At 42.3% G+C, this 21,723-nt stretch carries 18 protein-coding genes; 8 read left to right on the forward strand and 10 right to left on the reverse strand.

The annotated features are described in order from the left end of the window. Window positions 1–200 precede the first annotated feature (200 nt). The 4 genes from I6E83_RS05755 to I6E83_RS05770 form a co-directional block, all read right to left on the reverse strand. A complete protein-coding gene (locus tag I6E83_RS05755; protein WP_197100327.1) occupies window positions 201–1,898 on the reverse strand; it encodes an AMP-binding protein in 1,698 nt (565 codons plus the stop codon). Window positions 1,899–2,363: 465 nt separating this feature from the next. Further along, window positions 2,364–3,155, reverse strand: a complete 792-nt coding sequence (locus I6E83_RS05760; RefSeq protein ID WP_197100328.1) for an ABC transporter permease — start codon at window positions 3,153–3,155, stop codon at window positions 2,364–2,366. A 193-nt stretch (window positions 3,156–3,348) separates the two neighbouring features. Next, on the reverse strand, window positions 3,349–4,191 hold the full coding sequence (locus I6E83_RS05765; protein WP_197100329.1) for an ATP-binding cassette domain-containing protein: 843 nt from the start codon (window positions 4,189–4,191) through the stop codon (window positions 3,349–3,351). Between the two features lie 60 nt (window positions 4,192–4,251). After that, window positions 4,252–4,809 (reverse strand): thioesterase family protein, encoded by a 558-nt coding sequence (locus tag I6E83_RS05770; RefSeq protein WP_197100330.1) that lies wholly within the window; start codon window positions 4,807–4,809, stop codon window positions 4,252–4,254. Window positions 4,810–5,374: 565 nt separating this feature from the next. On the opposite strand from I6E83_RS05770, the gene xthA reads away from it, so the two are divergent. The 3 genes from xthA (at window position 5,375) to I6E83_RS05785 (ending at window position 8,381) form a co-directional block, all read left to right on the forward strand. Further along, complete coding sequence (xthA, locus tag I6E83_RS05775; protein ID WP_110922898.1) at window positions 5,375–6,196, forward strand: exodeoxyribonuclease III; 822 nt, start codon at window positions 5,375–5,377, stop codon at window positions 6,194–6,196. Between the two features lie 178 nt (window positions 6,197–6,374). Continuing rightward, window positions 6,375–7,598, forward strand: a complete 1,224-nt coding sequence (gene argJ / locus I6E83_RS05780; RefSeq protein ID WP_197100331.1) for a bifunctional glutamate N-acetyltransferase/amino-acid acetyltransferase ArgJ — start codon at window positions 6,375–6,377, stop codon at window positions 7,596–7,598. A gap of 390 nt (window positions 7,599–7,988) precedes the next feature. Further along, the gene (locus I6E83_RS05785) at window positions 7,989–8,381 is read left to right on the forward strand and encodes a DUF4377 domain-containing protein (protein WP_197100332.1); all 393 of its coding nucleotides are present in this window, start codon (window positions 7,989–7,991) and stop codon (window positions 8,379–8,381) included. 117 nt (window positions 8,382–8,498) lie between these two features. On the opposite strand, the gene I6E83_RS05790 is transcribed toward I6E83_RS05785, so the two are convergent. Then, window positions 8,499–9,932: an L-serine ammonia-lyase gene (locus tag I6E83_RS05790; RefSeq protein ID WP_197100333.1), complete on the reverse strand. Its 1,434-nt coding sequence runs from the start codon at window positions 9,930–9,932 to the stop codon at window positions 8,499–8,501. 738 nt (window positions 9,933–10,670) lie between these two features. Here I6E83_RS05790 and I6E83_RS05795 point away from each other — a divergent pair. Further along, the gene (locus tag I6E83_RS05795; protein ID WP_413787054.1) at window positions 10,671–12,020 is read left to right on the forward strand and encodes a solute carrier family 23 protein; all 1,350 of its coding nucleotides are present in this window, start codon (window positions 10,671–10,673) and stop codon (window positions 12,018–12,020) included. A gap of 109 nt (window positions 12,021–12,129) precedes the next feature. On the opposite strand, the gene I6E83_RS05800 is transcribed toward I6E83_RS05795, so the two are convergent. After that, on the reverse strand, window positions 12,130–13,062 hold the full coding sequence (locus I6E83_RS05800; RefSeq protein WP_197100335.1) for a DMT family transporter: 933 nt from the start codon (window positions 13,060–13,062) through the stop codon (window positions 12,130–12,132). A 451-nt stretch (window positions 13,063–13,513) separates the two neighbouring features. On the opposite strand from I6E83_RS05800, the gene I6E83_RS05805 reads away from it, so the two are divergent. Then, entirely contained in the window at window positions 13,514–14,539 is a 1,026-nt protein-coding gene (locus tag I6E83_RS05805; RefSeq protein ID WP_197100336.1) for a WG repeat-containing protein, read from the forward strand. A gap of 313 nt (window positions 14,540–14,852) precedes the next feature. Here the strand turns inward: I6E83_RS05805 and I6E83_RS05810 are convergent, their stop codons facing one another. Further along, entirely contained in the window at window positions 14,853–15,902 is a 1,050-nt protein-coding gene (locus I6E83_RS05810) for an alpha/beta fold hydrolase (RefSeq protein ID WP_197100337.1), read from the reverse strand. Window positions 15,903–15,929: 27 nt separating this feature from the next. Beyond that, window positions 15,930–16,094, reverse strand: coding sequence for a rubredoxin (locus tag I6E83_RS05815; protein WP_110922890.1), 165 nt, complete (start codon window positions 16,092–16,094; stop codon window positions 15,930–15,932). Between the two features lie 406 nt (window positions 16,095–16,500). Between I6E83_RS05815 and I6E83_RS05820 the strand changes: the two genes are divergently transcribed. After that, window positions 16,501–17,016, forward strand: a complete 516-nt coding sequence (locus I6E83_RS05820) for an adenine phosphoribosyltransferase (protein ID WP_406947846.1) — start codon at window positions 16,501–16,503, stop codon at window positions 17,014–17,016. An 82-nt stretch (window positions 17,017–17,098) separates the two neighbouring features. On the opposite strand, the gene I6E83_RS05825 is transcribed toward I6E83_RS05820, so the two are convergent. Both I6E83_RS05825 and I6E83_RS05830 read right to left on the reverse strand, forming a co-directional pair. Continuing rightward, window positions 17,099–17,596 carry a hypothetical protein gene (locus I6E83_RS05825; protein WP_197100339.1) on the reverse strand — a complete coding sequence of 166 codons (498 nt, stop codon included), beginning with the start codon at window positions 17,594–17,596 and terminating at the stop codon, window positions 17,099–17,101. A 176-nt stretch (window positions 17,597–17,772) separates the two neighbouring features. Beyond that, window positions 17,773–18,714 carry a transaldolase gene (locus tag I6E83_RS05830; RefSeq protein WP_197100340.1) on the reverse strand — a complete coding sequence of 314 codons (942 nt, stop codon included), beginning with the start codon at window positions 18,712–18,714 and terminating at the stop codon, window positions 17,773–17,775. Window positions 18,715–19,234: 520 nt separating this feature from the next. On the opposite strand from I6E83_RS05830, the gene pheA reads away from it, so the two are divergent. Both pheA and hisC read left to right on the forward strand, forming a co-directional pair. Beyond that, window positions 19,235–20,416, forward strand: a complete 1,182-nt coding sequence (gene pheA / locus I6E83_RS05835) for a prephenate dehydratase (RefSeq protein ID WP_197100341.1) — start codon at window positions 19,235–19,237, stop codon at window positions 20,414–20,416. 138 nt (window positions 20,417–20,554) lie between these two features. Beyond that, window positions 20,555–21,694, forward strand: a complete 1,140-nt coding sequence (gene hisC / locus I6E83_RS05840) for a histidinol-phosphate transaminase (RefSeq protein WP_197100342.1) — start codon at window positions 20,555–20,557, stop codon at window positions 21,692–21,694. Window positions 21,695–21,723: the final 29 nt, after the last annotated feature.

Consider the following 21,723-nt stretch of genomic DNA (forward strand, 5'->3'; position numbering starts at 1 on the left):
TAAAAAAACTGATAAACGGTTTATTTTCGAGAAATTTGTTAAATTATTATACCAAGTATCTCTCTGGTAAAACAGTTCGCTACATAATTACTTTAATGTCATTGTTACAATTCTGCAATTTTTTTAATAACAATTATTAGCTCTGCACAAAAAAGCGCTCTATATTGATATAGAACGCTTTCTTATTATAGAACTTCTATCTAAGGTTTCGGATTGTCTGATATGTGTTTTTCACGTAGTTTTTGACGCAATACTTTGCCGACATTACTTTTTGGTAGCTCGTCAATGAACTCGATATAACGTGGACATTTGTAGCCAGTCATATTATCTAGAGCAAATTCTTTAATATCACTTTTGGTGACATTTTTATCAGCAGGAACGACATAAATCTTAACGGCTTCGCCTTGATGTTCATCTGGAATACCAATGACTGCACAATCAACAATAGCATTACAATCCAACATGACAGATTCAATCTCATTCGGGAATACGTTAAAACCTGAGACTAAAATCATGTCTTTTTTGCGATCAAGTAGGGTGATATAGCCTCTTTCATCCATGCTGACAATATCACCAGTACGGAAGTAACCATCATTGGTAAAGTCCTCACTACTGTCTCTATTAAGGTATCCAGAGGTGACATTGGGGCCTTTGATGCACATCTCCCCCGTTTCATTGATAGCAAGACGATTGCCCTCATCATCGACCACAATGATATCAACGCTCGGGAGTGGCAAACCAATAGTGCCATTAAATTTGTGATCCGTCACAATGTTAGCGGTACCTGCTGCCACACCTTCAGTCATACCCCAACCTTCAACCATAGGGCAGCCAGTGACTTCAAGCCAGCGTGCAGCTGTTTGCTCAGTTGCAGCCATACCACCCGCTTGAGAGAGACGCAGGGAACTGAAATTTAAGTTTTTAAAGTTTGGATTATCGAGTAAGCCCTTATACAAAGTATTAACTGCTGGCAATATATGGAATGGTTGCCTTGATAGCGTTTTGACAAATCCTGGTATGTCACGTGGATTGGGTACCAATATAAAGGTGTAGCCGGAACGCATGCCTAACATACTGAGCATAAATGCAAATATATGATATAGCGGTAGGGCCATCACCATATTGATATAAACCTCATTAATCTCTGAGGTAATCGGCCGAGTCCATGCTTCTGACTGTAAGGCCGCCGCAACGATATTACGCTGCGACAAAATCGCACCTTTAGACAGTCCAGTCGTTCCACCTGTGTACTGCAAAAATGCTTTTTGACTTAATTGCATGGCTGGTTTATGGAACGGAAGAACTTTACCTTTTTTGAGCACATCAGGGAATTTGGTCAATTCGTGCTTAGGGTCGTTCAGCTTATATTTAGGAACGAGGCGTTTGACCTGACGGATAACTGTATTGACCAAGATACCTTTGAGACCCATCATATCGCCCATTCTTGAGAGGACAATGCGCTTGATATTGGTTTCATCAATGACTTGCTCAAGTGCTTGGGCAAAGTTATCAACCACAAAAATAATCTGCGCACCTGAATCATTCAACTGATGGCGCAATTCTCGACCGGTATAAAGTGGATTAATAGGTGTACATACATATCCTGCGCGTAAAATACCAATCATCGTAGGCAAGTACTGTGGAACGTTTGGCATCATTAGCGCGACGACGCTGCCCTTAGGGATACCTTGTGCTTGCAACCATGCCGCAACTGCCAGTGAGGCTTTATCAACGTCACCATAAGTATGAGTCACGCCCATACAGATGCTCATAGGGTGCAAACGAAAGCGATCAAAGCACTCTTCATATAGATCTATGATGCTGTTGTATCTATCGGGATTGATCGTCTTAGGCACAATATTAGGATAATGGGCAAGCCATGGTTTATTCGGCGTCATAGTCAGCGTCCTTGAAATTTACTATTTAAAATTGTGATGTGGCAGTCGTATCCGTGTCAATGATGCTCATCAGCGCTGACGTGATCGTTTGCTGTTGAGAGTGATAAGTTCTTATCAATTGACTGACTGATGGGTTTGTTTCATTGTTGTATAATAGAATCTAGCTATCATTCAAAAAAATAAATCATTCGAGAGAATAATTTTTAGAAAGTATAATTTATCATTAAGAGCGTTCAAAAAACAGATGCCTTAATAATAAAAAAGTCTATTTTATATGGTTGAAGTATCCAAAAATAAATAGAATATTTATTCAATACATTAGCACGAATGTGGCTTAAGGAAATATTGGTTTGCAGCACTGGTCAGTACATAAATTGAGCTCAAATATATAGCTAATATTAAATATATAGAAGTATGTTTCAAACATAAGGTGATTGTTGTAGTTAGACATTAATACCGCAGTATTTACGGTAGGATAAATTGATGTTTTTTATTAAAAAAACGTCGATAGATAAGCAATGCATTGATTGTACAGCCGAGCGTGCTACTCACACATATCAAAAACATGGTTACAATCTGATAGCGCACTGCTTGAGTAGGGTCGGCGCCAGCAAGGATTTGACCTGTCATCATACCCGGTAAACTGACAATACCAACGACTAACATTGAGTTTAACGTTGGCGTCATGCCATTGACAATCGCGGCACGTATGGGTTCATGTACGGCTTCAAATGGTCGCGCAGATAAGCTGAGCATCATCTCGATGCGCCCGCGTTGCTCATGGAAGGATTCAATCAGTTGGTTGCTGGTCAAAGAAATGGCAGTGAGCGAGTTGCCCAGTATTAAGCCTAGTATAGGAATGATAAATTGCGGGGTGTACCAAGGCTGGACCCTCAAAATAATAATGATTGCGATTGCCGTGACGAATACGGCTGAAGTACTGACTGCGATAAACGTATCGGTGAATAAGCCTTTATAGCGACGCTTGACCCGGTTTTTGGCAGCGCTGCCTGCAATTAAGGTCATGATGGTTAAAATGAGGAGTACTTCATACCATTGTTCACGTGCAAAGATCCATGCCAATATCAAACCAATGAAACTAAGCTGGACCACGGTACGAATAGCAGCGGTTAATAGTATCTTAGTGAGATGCAAGCGCAGTCGCCATGATACGAGAAGTACGATGAGAATTAGACTACTAGCTAAAGCGACATCCCCATAAGTCAAAACCATCTGCATATCATCCGTACCACTCATAAGTGCTCATTATAGTTAATCCTCTATAAATTGGATACGGTGTCAGTCTCGCTTAGACTACTATTTGTAGCGCTTGCACTCGGCTTCCTTGTATCCAAATTATATTGAACCGACTATATTATAATATAAATATAAGATAGAACCAGTCAGTGAAGATATGACATGAGGGGGAAGTATTGATTGGGTATCGATACTAAAAAATTTCGGTTAATACGCCTGCTTGCATATGCCAATGATGATTGGCGAGTGGCATGATATCTTGCGTATCATGAGTGACCCATAGTAATGTGCGCTGTGTATCTAGTTGTAGCCAGTTCAGTAGTAGCTGTACCAGCTGTGCCGAAGTGTCAATGTCTAAAGCAGCTGTAGGCTCATCTAGTAATAATACCTGTGGATTCAACTGTAAAAGACGTAAGGTATTGACCAGTTGCCGCTCACCACCTGATAAGTGATAGGTATCTTGCTGTAAAAAATCAGTGTTTCGTTGCAAGCGTTCGAGCTGTGCGACGTGCCAATCTATATCAAAATCGAGATGCTGATGAGCTTGTAGGCGATACGGCATTGTTAGATTGTCAATGACACTGCCTTCTAGCAACTGTGGATGCTGTGCGAGCAGAGCAACTTGCGTGCGCCATTGTGTGGGCAACGTATCGTGAATATTCTGAGACGCACTGACATTTGATGCATCATTATTATTTAGATAGACGTCACCGTTGTTCATTGGCAATAGTCCCGCTAATACTCGTAACAACACAGATTTCCCACTACCAGAAGACCCTGTCAACACCGTGACTTGTCTTGATAGCAATGTACCAGTCACACCATTTATCAATACTCGCTTATCAGCAGGTAAGACAGGATCTGGCTTTACTGTTTTTCTTAGTTTGTCAGACCATTTTTGATAAATATGAGATGGTGTAAAGGGGTTTGTTTGAACGCTAGTGGCATTATTAGACATATTGTTAGATGCATTGTCAGAAGATGACGAAATCACTGTAAGTCTGCTGTGTACCCAAATATTTTCGAATGTAAGCATAACTTCAAACTCACCTTTATCAACCACACCTTTGTTATGGAGCAAGCTCATCTATTAGGATTATTGACTACCCATTTGCTCGCTAATAGCTTGCTCGATAGCACTACGTAATTTCTGTGGTACACGGATAGGGCGCATGGGTGCATTGTTCGCAGCGGTAGCATCTGATTTATCATTAGATATAGGCTCTGCTTGAACTTGATTTTGTACACAGGCGATAACGATTTTACCGCTACTTAGTAAGCTGTTGCTGCTGTCTGTAGCGGTGCTACCTACCATATGGCGATGAATACTTTGATAAAAAATCATACTAGCAGGTTTCAATTCGACTTTATCGACACGCACGCTGATCACTTCATCTAAGAGAATGGCTCGTTTGTATTGCAAGTCTGCCTGACTCACGACAAAGTGCTGTATATCACCATTGTCCGTCTGTAGAAAATAACCATTCAAACCAAGTTGGCCAAACCAATCACGGCGGCAGTTTTCAAAAAACACCAAGTGATTGGCGTGGTAGACTATACCACCGGCATCAGTATGGTTAATATAGACGTTATAATCTTTAGCAAATAATGGCGTCAATGCGGCAGTTGAGTTTTTGCTGTTAGTGGTTGTCATAATCATGCTCAGTATTTTTTATCAGTATAAATAAATAGAAATGGCTTAAAGTTTTTGCTTAATAAAAGGTTAGGGCGTGTCTTCAATTCACTCGTTAGTCATCTAAATTGGCTAAACATCGTCAAATAGCTGGTTAATATCCCGATATTATCTGCGCTATTTTTCTTGTTTGACGGCAATTTACCTCATTTTTATCACTATCTTTAAAATGAAGACACGCCTTAGTATTGCCTTTTGAATAAATAACAACACTGCTTTTAATAATAGGGTTTTGCGATAATAAAGTGTCATTCAAAACTATTATAGAAATAACAGTTAATAATAAGAGCTACTCTAGCTTAAGATATCAGGACACGCAATAGTTAGGTTGCGCTCCGTCTGTTATCATATAGTCATTCCACTATAAAAATATTACTGCGTTAACCTCGCTTGAAGTATTTAATATACATCGACACTCGGTTGCCTTGTACTACTTTTAAATTGAATCGACTATAGTGGTTTGTATTTTTTGCCTCTTAACTATTCGTATTAGCACCGTATTTCATCAATCAGTATAGGATAATTTATGACCCGTTTTGTCAGTTTTAATATTAATGGTATTCGTGCTCGCCAACATCAGCTTGAGGCTGTGCGAGACGTCATCGATCCTGATGTGATGGGTCTGCAAGAAACCAAAGTACATGACGAGCAGTTTCCCTTAGAAAACATAGAAAGCTTGGGTTATCACGTAGAGTATTTCGGTCAAAAGGCGCATTATGGTGTTGCACTCTTGTCTAAAGTCGCGCCTATTTTTGTGCAAAAAGGCTTTCCGAGTGAAGAGGAAGAAGCACAAAAGCGTTTTATCCATGCCCGCTATGAGTTTGAAGGCCGTGAAGTCGATGTGCTTAACGGTTATTTTCCGCAAGGAGAAAGCCAAGACCATCCGACCAAATTTCCAATGAAGCGTGCTTATTACGCAGATTTGATGGCTTATATTGATACGTTAAAAGCAGAAGGCCGCTCGCTTGTAATTATGGGTGATATGAATATCGCTCCAGAAGATATCGATATCGGCATCGGTGAAGTCAATGCCAAGCGCTGGCTGAAAAACAGAAAGACTTCATTTTTACCAGAAGAGCGTGAGTGGTATAGTGCATTGATGTCGCGTGAGCTGACAGATACGTATCGTTTGCATTATCCAGAAAGTACTGAGCTTTATAGTTGGTTTGATTACCGCAGTCGTGGTTTCAATGACGAGCCTAAGCGTGGACTGCGTATCGACCATATTTTGTGTACCGCAGACCTAGTTGAAGCATGTGTTGATGCAGGTATCAGCTATGATCTGCGCGCTATGGAAAAACCGTCTGACCATGCGCCAATTTGGTCAGCATTTGACTTAAAAAAATAGTAATACGTTTATATAGTTAATCCTCTATAAATTGGATACGGTGTTAGCTTCGATTGGTCTATTGTTTTTAGTACTTTTACTCAGCTTCCTCGTATCCAAATTATATTGAACAGACTATAGTATTGATCAAAACATAGTCTATAGATCATAATAAGACTTGAACAATAAGGATGTAATGATGGCTGTCGGAAATATTGAAGTACCCAATACGATTTATCCTATCGAAGGTATCAAGCTAAGTGCGACTGCAGCGGGTGTACGCTATAAGGATCGTGACGATCTAGTCGTCATAGAGATAGCGGATAAGGCGACTACTGCAGTTGTTACTACCAAAAATACCTTTTGTGCTGCACCTGTGCGTGTATTGCGCGAACACTTCGCTAAAGCCAGCCCTCGCTACTTGGTAACCAACACAGGCAATGCCAATGCAGGGACGGGCGCTGATGGCAAGCGTCGTGCTATCGATATCTGTGCTGCATTGGCTCATAAAGCTGGCGTAGATAGCAATGCTGTATTGCCATTTTCTACAGGTGTCATTGGTGAGCCACTAAATAGCGACGCAGTGATCGCAGGCTTAGACAATGCACTTGCTACTTTAGCCACTGACAGTTGGCTTGCTGCCGCGAATGGGATTCGTACGACGGATACTATTCCAAAACTTGCTAGCCAAAAAGTTGATGTAGCGGGTACCAGTTATCATATAACGGGTATGTCAAAAGGCTCAGGTATGATACGCCCGAACATGGCGACCATGTTGGGTTACGTGGCGACGGATGCCAACATCGCTGCTGACTTGTTACAAGAAATGCTAAGTGCCATCAATGAGCAGTCTTTTAATCGCATCACTGTCGACGGTGATACTTCTACCAATGATTGCTGTGTATTGATAGCCACTGGCGCTGCTAGCTCAGAGATGATCGATAGCCCAGAACATCCACATTATCAGTCAGTATTCACGGCGTTGACAGAAGTGTTTGTGCGTTTGGCGCAATTAATCGTGCGTGATGGTGAGGGTGCAACTAAGTTTATGACGGTTAAAGTCACTGGCGGTCAGACGACGAAAGAGTGCTGCGATGTGGCATATGCAGTTGCACATTCACCACTCGTAAAGACTGCGTTCTTTGCCAGTGATGCCAATTGGGGTCGTATATTGGCTGCGGTTGGTTATGCGGGTATCGAAGATTTAGATACAGAGCAAGTCGATGTGTATCTGGATGATGTGATGATTTGCCAAAGTGGTGGTGTTGCGCCTAGCTATACGGAAGAGGCGGGCAAGGCAGTCATGAGTCGTCCTGAGATTACCATTCACATTAATCTTGCGCGCGGCGATGCCAGCGATACGGTATATACCTGCGACCTATCTTATGATTACGTTAAGATAAATGCTGATTATCGTAGTTAGAAGTTGTTAGGTGTAAAATTATCGTTGAACAGGTTTACGATTGAGCCAGAGTGACTGTCACTCTGGCTTTTTGCTATCTGACGCTCACTCAGTATCAATTTGCCCTACTAGTTAATACGTGTCATTAACATCAGTTGCAAAAGCTGACGTTACTTTACAAAGCAGTTATAGAGGGATAGAGGGCTCGCACCTTATACTAATTTTAGTAAATAACACACGACAGGGCTTATAAATATTGATGACGTATTTCTTTATGACGAACTTGTAGTGCCGTACTTACTACTAAAAAGATTGGCTATTACAAAGACCAACTATTACAAAGATTAGATGTAAAAAAATAAATTTAAATAAGCTACTTATAATTAATAACAACTCACTGAGGATTTTATAATGAAAAAATTAGCACTCGCAGCATTGATGACGACTTTTGCACTCTCTGGTTGTTCTACCATGGACAATGAACGTACGATGGTGGTTGAAGGGCAGCCTATGAATGTAAAAGTGGTTAATATTCCAAGTTTTGAAGTAGAAGTTGCACCGCGCAAAGCCGTATGTGATTTGACGGCAACTGATGGCTCTATGGTTGAATCTCAGTGCTTGCAGTATCGTCAAACTTATCAGAAAAACTACACCACCTTAAACGGCAATATCCAAGGCTTTACTTATGAGCCTAACTATCGTTATATGCTCGATATACGCCAAGAAGCAATGACTGAAGAAGGCTCTGACGTCGTGCAGCCTGTTTGGATCTTAAATAAAGTTATCTCAAAAACTGCTGAGTAACACTTGCTTGGTTTACTGAATGTTCTATAACTTCTCTATAGAAAAGACAATAAAAAAGGCCTCTAATGAATTAGAGGCCTTTTTTATTGTCTTTTTTTAATTAATTATGGAGTAGTTTTAACACTGGCTGTAATTGACAGTAAAGCCGCGGGTTGCCGTAGGAATGCGATTGTCTGCATAGACGGCAAGTCCGCCACGCGATGTTTCTTTATACTTATCAAGCATATCAGCACCGGTTACTTTCATTGTCTCGATTACTTTGTCTAAAGAAACGAAGTGCTGTCCATTACCGCGGCAGGCAAGGCGTGCTGCGTTCACAGCTTTTACCGCACCCATCGCGTTGCGCTCGATGCAAGGCACTTGTACTAGTCCGCCAACAGGATCGCAGGTGAGACCTAAATTATGCTCAATACCAATTTCGGCAGCATTGAGACATTTGGCAGGATCGCCACCTAGGATTTCAGCCAATGCCGATGCGGCCATCGCACAAGCAGAGCCAACTTCACCTTGACAGCCGACCTCAGCACCAGATATAGAAGCATTTTGTTTGATTAAGCTACCGATAGCAGTGGCATTTAATAAAAATTTGCGAGCGCCTTCAATGCTGTAAGTTGATAGGAAGTCACGGTAATAATGCATGACAGCAGGAATAATACCTGCAGCACCATTGGTAGGGGCAGTCACAACATTACCACCATTGGCGTTTTCTTCATTGACGGCTAGTGCGTATAGATCAATCCAATCCATCGCCGCAAGCTTATCATTTTTCGTCACAGGTTGATTTTTTTCAGCGCACAGTTGCAGATGCAGCGCTTGAGCACGACGCTTTACATCTAGGCCACCAGGTAATATACCGCTATTTTGACACCCGCGTGTCACACAGTCCTGCATAGAAGCCCAAATAGAATCTAAATAGGCAAATACCTCTGTTTGATTGCGGTAGTGACACTCATTGGCCAGTACCAGATCACTGATGCTTAGACCATGCTGACGGCACTGATCTAAAAGCTCTCCGGCGCTATTGAATGGGTAAGGAACCACATCAATCGTTGGGCTGGCATGATCTTCATCTGGATTGGTGGCATCTTCTTCATTAATCACAAATCCGCCGCCGACTGAGTAATAAGTCTGCTGATAGTGAATACCGTCTGTCGATATGGCTCGAAGCATCAAGGCATTGGGGTGATAAGGAAGCACCGTATCGTCATACCAATAAATATCGCGTTCCGTATCAAAGTTAATGGCATGAGTACCCGATACATTCAATGTCTTGTCAGAAAATATAGGCGATAAATAACTACTGGTCATGCGTGTATCAATGGTGCTAGGAGCGTGTCCAAGCAGACCTAGCAAGATGGCAGTATCGGTGGCATGTCCTTTGCCTGTCGCAGCCAAAGACCCATAAAGTTCAATTTCAATCGCTTTAATCGTTGTCAGTTCTTGATGCTTACTTAGTGAAGCCAAAAAAAGATTTGCAGCAAGCATCGGCCCGACGGTATGTGAGCTTGATGGTCCTATGCCGATTTTAAATAAATCAAAAACACTGATCATAATAAGTTACCAAAAGTTTTGAGTGCTTTAGCCTGTTGTATTGATTGCTTTAGGCACTTTTATTGAGAATATGATAGACAGCCACCACCCTTATGCACCGAAAGCAAACGTGTGCAGGGCAACACCTATGAAAGTATGAGCGTAAAGGGGTACAACTGGTGATTGAATAATAACTTTTATTTATTTTGAAACTCCGTTATCATGCTCGGAGTCAACTGCCGTGTAACATCCTGTAAGTTGGTTGTCGCTATAAAGTACGTTGAGTACATAACGGCCGAAATCGTTTTTAGTAGAACATATCCGACCTGATACATCTAGCAAAACATGGTCATCATACCAAATAATACTTTTGGTTTGCCATATTGCAACATAAATGAATGAATTAGGGCGACATATTATAAATGAAAGGATGTGGAGCTTGCTATAGTCATTCCACTATAAAAGCATGACAGCGTTAACCTCGCTTGAAGTATTTGATATACATCTGCACACGGTTGCCTTGTACTACTTTTAAATTGAATCGACTATATTCATCTTTACCTCCATCTCTTTATCTATTGAATTCACGATTTGACTCAGTTTTGATTCCATCATTTATTGTCGCCTATTATTTTAGCTCAGCTCACATAGGATAAGCGCATGCCCTCTCAAAAAGACCCTTCCTCACATTCAGAAAATAGCGCCCAAGAGCCATCGGCTCACAACGCACTAGAAGCTGCAGGTATTGATTCAGCAGCCATGAGCTATCCAAAAAACCCAGATTTTGAAAACGGTCGTTGGTTTCCAACATGGCGTTCTTATCAGGGTGATCTGGATCGTGATCCAGTTGGTATCAATGAATACCTACCACCATCAAAAAGTGTATTGCTAGGTGTACAGCATACGTTTGCAATGTTTGGGGCGACGGTACTGGCACCATTGTTAATGGGTTTTGATCCTAACTTGGCTATTTTAATGTCAGGTATCTGTACTGTGATGTTTTTTATGATCACAGGCGGGCGTATGCCAAGTTACTTGGGCTCAAGCTTCGCTTTCATCGGTCCAGTTATTGCTGTTACCGCGTATGCAGGTGCAGGGTTCAATGATAATTTAAGTGTCGCTTTGGGCGGCATTATGGCGTGCGGTATCATCTATTCGTTGATTGGACTGTTGGTGATGAAAACAGGCACCGGCTGGATTGAGCGTCTGATGCCACCTATCGTTACTGGTGCTATCGTGATGATTATTGGTCTTAATTTAGCACCAGTGACTATTCAGGGAGTGTCTAGTAATCAGTTTGATGCTTGGATGGCGACATTGACAGTCATACTGATCAGTGGTGTGGCTGTGTTTACAGGTGGCATGTTACGTCGCTTACTACTACTGGTCGGTCTGATACTATCGTATCTTGCCTATTTTGTAATGACTAACGTCCTAGGCTTTGGGTCGCCGATTGATTTTAGTAGTGTGGCAGCCGCTTCATGGTTCGGTTTACCAACGATTCATACGCCTAGTTTTGACAAAAACGCCATTATTCTGATTGCGCCTGTGGCCTTTATTTTGGTCGCTGAAAACTTAGGGCATTTTAAGGCCGTCGAAGGCATGACCAAGGCTCGTGTAACGCCTTATATGGGTCGCGCATTTTTTGCAGATGGTTTAGCAACGACTTTTTCAGCAGGGTTTGGTGGTACAGGTGTGACCACTTATGCCGAAAATATTGGTGTTATGGCAGTGACTAAAGTATATAGCACGACGATATTTGTTGTAGCAGGTGTGGTTGCCATCATACTTGGGCTATCACCAAAGTTTGGTGCCATCATTCAGACGATACCAGGGGCATTATTGGGCGGCGCGTCCATCGTCGTGTTTGGCTTGATTGCACTTGCAGGTGTGAAAATCTGGATAGACAATCATATTGATTTTAGCAAAAACAGCAACTTAATTATTGCTGCGGTCACTGTCATCATGGGCACAGGTAACTTCAGCTTACACCTAGGTGGTTTTGATTTGGGCGGTATCGGTACAGCTACGTTGGCAGCTATCGTATTAAATGCATTGTTTAATCAAAGTGCTGAGATGAAGGCTGCTAATAAATTATTGGCTAAATAATCAGCTTTTATACCAGTTGGGTTTTACACTTTTAGATCATTCAAGTAAGAAAAAAAGCACCCATGCTATCGATAGCATGGGTGCTTTTTATTGGATGAAATTGCCAAGATTATTTATACTTACGTTTATAAAAGCGTGCAAAAAACCGATAACGTCGTAGGGCGCGTGGTTTGGGCTTTAACGATCCTAAATAAATGGCAAACATGGTCAACAAAGCACCGCTCCATTGCAAGGTATTGATAGGTTTGTCTAGCCAGCTATAGTCAATTATTAATGCGGCCACCGGCTCACTCAACAGAAGTAGCCCTGTTAGTGCCAGTGACATCTTGGGGATAGAGTAAGCAATGAGTCCCCATGCCAAGCATTGCATGACCGCGCCATAAATCAGTATCCACCCAATCTCAGACCATGTATTGGGTAATATGTGTCCCATATCAAATACAAACATAGGCACAATCATCGCTAATACACCACCAATACTCACCAATTGCATCAATACAAATATGGGTGTGGGTTCTGTGTCGTGAGTTTTGCGAATAAACGTCATAGATGCGGCTAACATGGCTCCTGATAGAATACCCGTCACAAACCCCCAAATGGCATCTGTGTTATGCGCAAACTCAGGGCTGCCAATCATGGCCACACCCAACATGGCAAGGCACAAGCTAATTAATTGCAAAATAGATTGACGCTCTGCAAAATACAAAAATCCGATAGCGGCTAAAAAGAAAATCTGTAAGCTATTAAGCAGGGTTGAAATACCAGGTCCGACCGCATAAATACTCTCATGCCATAGCGCCAAATCTAACCCCAAAAATGCCCCTGATAATAAACCATAAATGATGGCACGCCTTGAACGTGGCAAATGTTGCCCTGTTAGTTTGGCCAGTACGGTAAAGATGACACCGGAGATGGCCAGCCGCCAAAAGGCCATTGCCCAACCGCCAACATCCACATGAGCCACAATCAAACTGCCCAAACCAAAAATGATACAGCCGATGACCAAGCCGATAGATGCAGAGCGCGAAGAGGTCACTGCCATAAATTATCCTTACTTTAATACTTATGACTAAAGTGATGTTATGTTGGGAGAGTGCTGTCATTTATAGACAATAAAATGATGATTATAGTGCGATGAGCTGGTATGAGTAATGCTCGATTTTATATAAGTCTCACTGTAAACGTTTTGGCTTAAAAAATGAATGCCCTGCTAAGTAATTAGTAAACATTTTTACAGGGAAAACTAAAAACCTGAGAAAAAATAACATCATATTTTTTTATTTTGACGGCTGCACGATAGTATGGTCATGCGAGCCACCTTAAGTAGCTATTCGCTATTTATCAATGTGAAGGTTTATAATGATCATAAATCATAAGGGCGTGTCATCAATTAGTACCTTAATACATTATTAAGTGCGATATTAGTGCTAAGTGAATTGTCAGCCAGTCGTGAAGGTTTAAAACGCCACCATACTTTTAGTTTAGGGTTATTTATGCGTCAACGTTCTTTGTCTTTTTTGCCATTACCTGCTTTAGTCCGTTTATGGTCATCTCCAACATATGCGCTTTACCTGTGTCTTGGGGTTTTATTGGCCATTGCGATAGGTATGCCCGCGCATGCTGCAAGTTGTAAATTGCCCAAGAGCTATTATAAAAACGTCTCTTGTACGTCAAGTAGCGGTTATTTTTTGGCAATAAAAGATTTCGGTGCGCCAGTGGCTTTGATTAATAGTAAAGGCAAAGCTGTCGTTGATTTATCACGTTATCAAGAGATCAAGGCAGATAAAATCGCTGGCGGCCTAATCCCCGTACAACGCAGCAATAAAGTTGGTTACATCAATATGCAGGGTCGTGAGGTTGTACCAGTCGTTTATGACCTATTAGGCGAGTCAGCAGGCTGGGCAAGAGGAGTCTCGGAAGGCCGTATCGTCGTGAAAAAAAATGGTAACTATGGAGTAATTAACACTGCCAATAAAACCATTGTGCCATTTTCGGCAGCGATTAGTGATATCGATGATTATCGAGGTGGCGTAGCTCGCGTCAATAAAAGCCGAGCAATCAGTTGGTTGGATAAAAACGGCAATACGACCAGTGATCCAAATGGCAAAGATGATGATGGATCCTCTTCATCAGAATCTAATTCTGTCCAATCCGGTCTTGCCCAATCAAAGACAGCACCTCTCAATCGTTTTACGACATTGCAGCCGAGCCAACAAGATGGCAAGTGGGGTTTTGTTGATGACAATAACGTGATTATGATTACGTATTCGTTTGATGAGGTGCAGTCGTTTTCCGAAGGCTTAGCTGGCGTACGAATTGGTAAAGACTGGGGGTTTCTCAGTCTTGGTGGTGAGCTTGTGATTCCGTTTCGTTTTTCTTACAGCGGTGTGTCTGAGAATGATAGCTACAAAGGTAAGCCTGCGTTTGTATTTACAGATGGTAAGGCGTGGATTGGTAATCTAAAGAATGGTAATAAAATGTGCATTGATAAAGAAGGGAATAGTATCAGTTGTGAGTAGAGGCTGCCCTTATGTTTAAAGTCTTATATATAGTATTTAGGTCGTACCCTAGCAATAAAAAAGAGTGTAAGCCTATGAGTTGATAATAGGTTTTACACTCTTTTTTATGTGAAGCAGTTAAGCTACTATGGTGTATCTTCAATTCACTCGATAGTCATCTAAATGGGCTAAAAATGGCTAAATCTTGCCAAACATCGTCAAATGGCTGGCTAATATCCCGATATTATCTGAGCTATTTTTCTTGTTTGACGGCAATTTATCTCATTTTTATCACCATTTTTGAAATGAAGACACGCCCTAGTACTTTAAAAAACTATTTTTCTAATAAGTGCGAGCCAATCAAATCAACCATATATGGCTGGTAGTACTCAGGAATGTCATGCGCCATGCCTTCGATTAGATGGAATGTGGCATTAGGAATGGTCTTGGCAACGACTCGGCCCTGTGACGCAGGAATTAAGCCATCTGCGCTACCATGTAGCACGATAGTCGGTGCTTTGACTTGTTTGCTAAATCGGCTTATAGAACCTGATGCCAAAATAGCGTTGAGCTGTTGCACCGTACCGAGCGGATGAAAATTGCGTTGATAACGAATTTTGGCAATTTCACGCACCATACGCACATTGACATGTCCAGGCGTTCCGACAGTCTTCATAAACCAGACACTATGACGCACAATATCACGCTCAGAATGGCTTTCAGGACGATTAATGAGTGTATATAGCTGCTTTGGTTTTGGTGGTTTCAAAAAAGCACGGTTGGTCGTGGTAAACATCAACGCCATGCGTTGTACTAAGCTTGGATAACGTGCTGCCACAATTTGGGCAATCATACCGCCCATAGAGGCACCTAGAATGTGTGTTTTACCCAACTGCAGTGCCTTAATCAAGCGCACGGTATCTTCTGCCATATCAGTCAAATTATAAGCAACTTGCGTACTTTTATTAGACAGACCTGTTTGCAAGCGCATCATCATTTTCAGTTGACTGATACGTGGTAGACCTTCAATCTGAACTTTAGAAGACAAGCCAATATCACGATTATCAAAACGAATCACAAAGAAGCCTGCATCAATGAGGCGTTTAATGAAGTTATCTGGCCAAAATATCATCTGTGAGCCAAGCCCCATAATCATCAGCAGTGGTGGATTGTTAGGGTTGCCACCAGCCTCGACACAGAGTTCAATACCATCACCGATGTTGATCATCGATTGATACAGGTGTTTGCTCAAGTCAGAATCGCACCATTGATGCGCGCCAAACTTTTGCCATTCAGCAGTAGGGTAGCTCCCTACGCTGTCATCAAGGCTTGCAGATGGCTTGGCACTTACTTTGGCATTATTGATATCATTTGATATAGTCATGAAGTGTCCTAATTAGCGAGTCGTCTACTACAGCTCAATCATCTCAAAATCAAGCTTTCCTACACCGCACTCTGGGCACGTCCAGTCATCAGGGATGTCATCCCATTTGGTACCTGGTGCGATTCCTTCTTCTGGGCAGCCGAGCTCTTCATCATATATCCAGCCACAGACAATACATTCATAACGTTTCATAAATAGTCCTATCGATCATTACTAGTGTTACAGTGCGCTATTGACACTTATATTTGGGATTACAGTCATTATATTAGACTGCGAAAGCGCACGTAGTTTAGCATATAACCGTGATTTTCGTAGTTAAGTTTACACTTGTATATTGAGATTGCTTTGCTTTTATCAAGAGAGATATTGGTTCTGTCCCAAAACTAATAAGCGACAAGCCTGATAGCCTAGCCTCAATGCTAATATCGGTTATGCTATAATGACTGCCGCTAAACTCACCGTATTAGCCATCATTTATCGTTGATACATTATTATCCAGTTACTATTCAGTTATTGTCTAAGCCATATAAGCTAAGGGTTGTCCATGAGCACTAGTGCCGCTGCTACATCTACAAACACCGAAAACGAGCCGTCTAATATGCTCAATACCGATCATCCATTTTGGCAAGTTATTCGCACAGTACCAAACTTCCCAAAAGTTGGCATTGATTTTTATGATATTACACCGTTATTGCGCAGTCATATCAACGAGGTCATTGATGCATTACTTGCCGCACTGCCAGAAGGGTTGATGGACGAGGTAGATTGTTTTGGGGCTGTAGAAGCACGTGGGTTTGTGTTTGCAAGTTTGCTGGCAGGCCGTTTGGGCAAGGGTATGATTTTGCTACGTAAACCCGGTAAGCTGCCACCACCCGTTGCGAATAAAGCCTATGCTTTAGAGTATGGTAAAGATACGCTGGAAATGCAAAATAATTTGCCACCTGAGCGTGTATTACTGGTTGATGATATCTTGGCGACTGGTGGTACGTTGACTACGGCTTATGAGCTGTGCCGCTCAGCAGAACATACTGTCGTCGGCGCTTTGGTGTTGCTAGATTTGGTTGATTTGCATGGTGAATTTCCAGTACCTGTTTATACGGTGTTGAAAGCTTAGCAGTAGTATTTACATGCTAAAATACGCCCTAGGTATTTAAAATAAAAAAGCGCGCTGATATTATTCAGCGCGCTTTTTTATTTTAAGCGGTTTCTTTGGCTTGCTCGTAGTTTTCACAAGCTTGTTCTACTAGTGTCCGTCCGACTGTATTGGGCGTCGTGGTTTTAAAGTCCTTGGTGGTTAGTATTGGCTTTTCTGATTGCCAAGAGGCCAATACCTTATCCTTAGCCCCGTAGTTCACATAGGCACGTCTGTAGTAACTGGCATCTTTGCAAGAGATTAGTAGTTGCTGGTCGCTATGATGAATGTTGTCTTTTTTTGCTTTGTCTTTCTTGACGTTATCTTTTTTTGCGTTATCTTCTTTCGGCTCATTCGTTTGTGTAGGATAGGTTCGACGAATAGACACGGTAATATTTTCGACGTCTTTTTCGTCTATGATATTGATGTCGGAGCCTTCGATAGATTCCAAGTCTAAGCTAAAAATTGATCCAGTTTGACTCTCTGATACTTTTGACCAGTCCACTGCATGCGCACTGACTGCGAGAGCACCGCTTACTAATAACATTGATAGCCGCTTCATAATCAAGCCTTGCTTCTGGTTGTTGGAAATGGGCCATAATAGCCAACTTGCTATTAGCAGGCAACTTTCTTTTATTGCCTGTTGTTACAGTTTGCAGAGTATTATCGCTATTAGTGGCTGCGCCAGTGACTGCATCAGTGATTGTGAATCTTAACTTCGTGTTTTAACTTCGTGTCTTAACTACGTATAGTCGCTAGCATCTTAGCAAGCTCATCACGCGCATTGATAAAACCATCGATACCTTTTGGTAGTAAGTCTTGTGTGACCGTATCTTTTTGATAGGCCGCACTGAACTCTTCGTTGGTCAAACTCACGCGGGTCATATCTGCCATATCCAATGACATGCTCGATGACAGCTGCTGCACGACTTCAGTGTCCATCGCTGCGAGCTCGTCAATGAGATTAGGTGCAATGGTTAATAGGTCACAACCTGCTAGCGCCAGTATCTGCTCTGTTGAGCGGAAACTTGCACCCATGACTTGGGTGTAATAGTCATGCTGTTTGTAGTATTGGTAAATGCGCTTCACTGATTGTACGCCCATGTCGTCAGAAGCTGGCACGTTTTGACGATTTTGCTGGCGTTTTTGCCAATCTAAAATACGCCCAACGAATGGTGATATTAGTGTTACGCCAGCATCGGCACATGCAATCGCTTGGTGCTGTCCAAATAACAAGGTTAAATTGCAATGAATATTTTGGGTTTCAAGATAGCGTGCGGCCTCGATGCCTTGCCAAGTCGCGGCCATTTTAATCAACACACGGTCTGAGTTGATACCTGCCTTTTGATAAGCGTCCATAAACGCTAAGGCTTTATCAATCGTCGCTTGAGTGTCATAAGACAAGCGTGCATCGACTTCGGTAGATACTCGGCCTTCGATGAGTTCTAGAATATCACAGCCAATCTGAATGGTAAGTGCATCAATCACAGCATCTATATCGCCATTATGGCGGCTCATGGTTTCTGATAGCATGCCTTGATTGTCAGGGTGGATGAGTGCCTTGGTGATTAAACTTGGGTTGGTGGTTGCATCGATAGGTTTTAGACGCGCAATGGCGGTAAGGTCTCCGGTATCAGCGACAATGGTGGTCATGGTACGAAGCTGTTGTAATGCGTTCATCTAATATCCTCTATTTTTCAATTTATAATGCCATTCATTAATTGGTTGTTTTCTTATTTATAGTGCTATCTGTTGTTAGTTTTAAACTGTAACACAGTTTTGAGCCAATATTGCCCCATAGTTTGACCGTGCATTTCTGTCATATCTTATAACTTTGCTAATATTAGCGGGTTTACACGTATTTACACATGGGCACTGACCATAGTTTTTGTTATAGTAGAGCGGGTCAGTGGTTTGGCCGCTACATTTGCTAGCTGACGTGTCGTTGGCCTGTCGTAACAGTGCTAGACAGGTTTAGGCAGTTAACGTGTTTTTGATAGATTATTCGATAGAATGTCATTTATCCTAAGCATTATTGCTAGAATGCTTTATCTCAATAACGATAACTTCATAGCTGCTACCTAAACGTTTATGAAGTTTGACGATACGCCAAGCATTTAGAACCAATTTATTAGTATTTATTAGTAGTACCTAACAGTTATAAAACTCAGTAATAATATTAGAAAAAGGATGGGCGGTAATGAGTGAGCAGTCACCAGAGCAAAATATAGACAACCTAAATCAGAGCATTGCAGGCACTAGCGATACCGCGACTGAAAAAGAGTTTTTAAATAATATCCGTCAAAACATCGATGCAGTAGACTGCGAAATTCAGACGTTGATCAATAACCGTGCCAAGCTGGCTCAGCAAGTGGCAGCAGTTAAGAAAAACCATATTGCTAATAGCTCAGCGACCGAAAGTAGCAATCCTATTTTTTATCGTCCTGAGCGCGAAGCGCAAGTGTTAAAGGCCGTCATGGAGCGTAACGCTGGCCCAATCGCTGATGAAAAAATGGCACGTTTATTCCGTGAAATCATGTCAGTTTGCTTAGATTTAGAAGCGCCGCAACGCATTGCATTCTTGGGTCCTGTTGGCACCTTTACACATGCTGCCGCGCTCAAACATTTTGGCAAGGCTGCTGATACGGTACCGATGACGACCATTACCGATGTGTTCCGTGAAGTGGAAGCGGGTACAGCAATGTATGGTGTGGTACCGGTTGAAAACTCTTCAGAGGGTGTGGTCAATCATACTTTAGATGGCTTCTTATCGTCTACCTTAAAGATTATTGGTGAAGTTGAGCTGCCTATTCATCAGAACTTCTTGGTCGCTGAACACACCAAGGTAGAGGCGCTAAGCCGTATCTATTCTCATCAGCAATCATTGGCACAGTGTCGTCATTGGCTCGATGTGAATTTCCCTAATGTTGAGCGTGTTGCTGTATCGAGTAATGGTGAAGCAGCACGTCGTCTGAAAAACGAATGGCACTCAGCTGCGATTGCGGGTGATGTAGCGGCGGCAGAGTATGACCTACATAAGCTCTACTCAAACATTGAAGACAATCCAAGCAATACCACACGTTTCCTCATCATTGGTCATGAAGCGATTGCGCCATCAGGACAAGACAAAACCTCTATCGTCGTCTCTGCCCATGATAAAGCAGGCGCACTTATCGAGATACTCAAGCCTTTGTCTTATCATGGCGTGTCTATGACCAGTATCGAAACACGTCCTGAACGTCCTAATAAGTGGGCATACGTATTCTTTATTGATATGGACGGTCATATTGACAATCCAAATGTCAGCGCGGCCATCAACGATATCCGCCCGCTAGTTAAGGATTTACGTGTATTGGGCTCATATCCAAAAGCCGTACTATAAATCTCATAAGCGCTATCGTTATACGCTATTGTCTTTAAGCTATTGTCTTTAAGTCGTAGCGTATAACAACTGGCTACCACCACTAAGATTCACAGGCTTAACCAATAATAGGTGCGTTCTCACATCTAAGGATAAATCATGCAATCATCTCAGTCGATAGAGTCAAGCTTGTCACCGCTTGTACCTGCCTATGCCAGTATTTTATCATTGGCACCTTATCAGACAGGCAAGCCAGTAGAAGAATTAACGCGTGAATACGGCATCTCAGATGTGGTGAAGCTTGCGAGTAATGAGAATCCAGTAGGGTGCTCGCCGAAGGTCACGCTAGCGATTACTGAGCAGTTAGGTCAGCTGGCACGCTATCCTGATGGCAACGGTTACTATCTCAAGCAAGCATTGGCTGATTTTAATGATGTGAATGTCGACCAAATCACCTTAGGTAATGGCTCTGATGATTTGCTTGATATCTTGGCGCGTAGCTTTGTTGGTGCTGGTGATGCCATCGTTTATAGTCAGTATGCCTTTGTGGTGTATTCGATGCTAGCGAAGATGCAAGGTGCTATGGATGTTGAAGTGCCTGCACAGCGCTTTGGTCATGATCTAAAAGCGATGAGCCAAGCGGTTCAGGACAATCCCAATACTAAGCTCGTGTTTATTGCCAATCCTAATAACCCAACGGGCACTCAGCTTGCGCATAAAGAGCTGCATGCATTTATGGCGAGTGTGCCAAGCTCAGTCTTGGTGGTGCTAGATGAAGCCTATATCGAGTACAGCCCTGAAAGTAACAATCGGGCGCTGCTCGACGAGTTTGATAATGTCGTCATCGTCCGTACTTTCTCCAAAGCGTATGGGCTGGCTGGCTTGCGCGTGGGTTACGCACTTAGCTCAGTCGCCGTTGCTGATCTACTGAACCGTATTCGTCAGCCATTTAATGTCAGTCGTATCGGTTTGGCAGCCGCCGCCGCACTTGCGGATCAGGACTTTATTGAAAGAACGCGTCTGATGAATGATGAGCAAATGCGTTGGTTGGAAAAGCAGTTTGACGCGCTAGGATTAGGGTTTATCAAGTCACATGCTAACTTTATTATGGTAAAAATAGAGGTTGAGATGGAAGACATAACTGCTGCTTCTATCCATGAAGCGTTACTAGAGCAGGGTGTTATCATCCGTCCATTAGCTGCTTATGGTCTACATAACTGGCTACGTATCACTGTTGGTTTAGCAGAAGACAATCTACGCTTGATCGATACGTTACGCTCTATTTTAACTGACGATTAAATAATACTATTCGTGTATTTTTTAAAGTA

Origin of the sequence: Psychrobacter sp. SZ93C1 (genome assembly GCF_015864635.1) — a bacterium.
In the GTDB taxonomy this organism is placed as follows: Bacteria; Pseudomonadota; Gammaproteobacteria; order Pseudomonadales; family Moraxellaceae; genus Psychrobacter; species Psychrobacter fozii.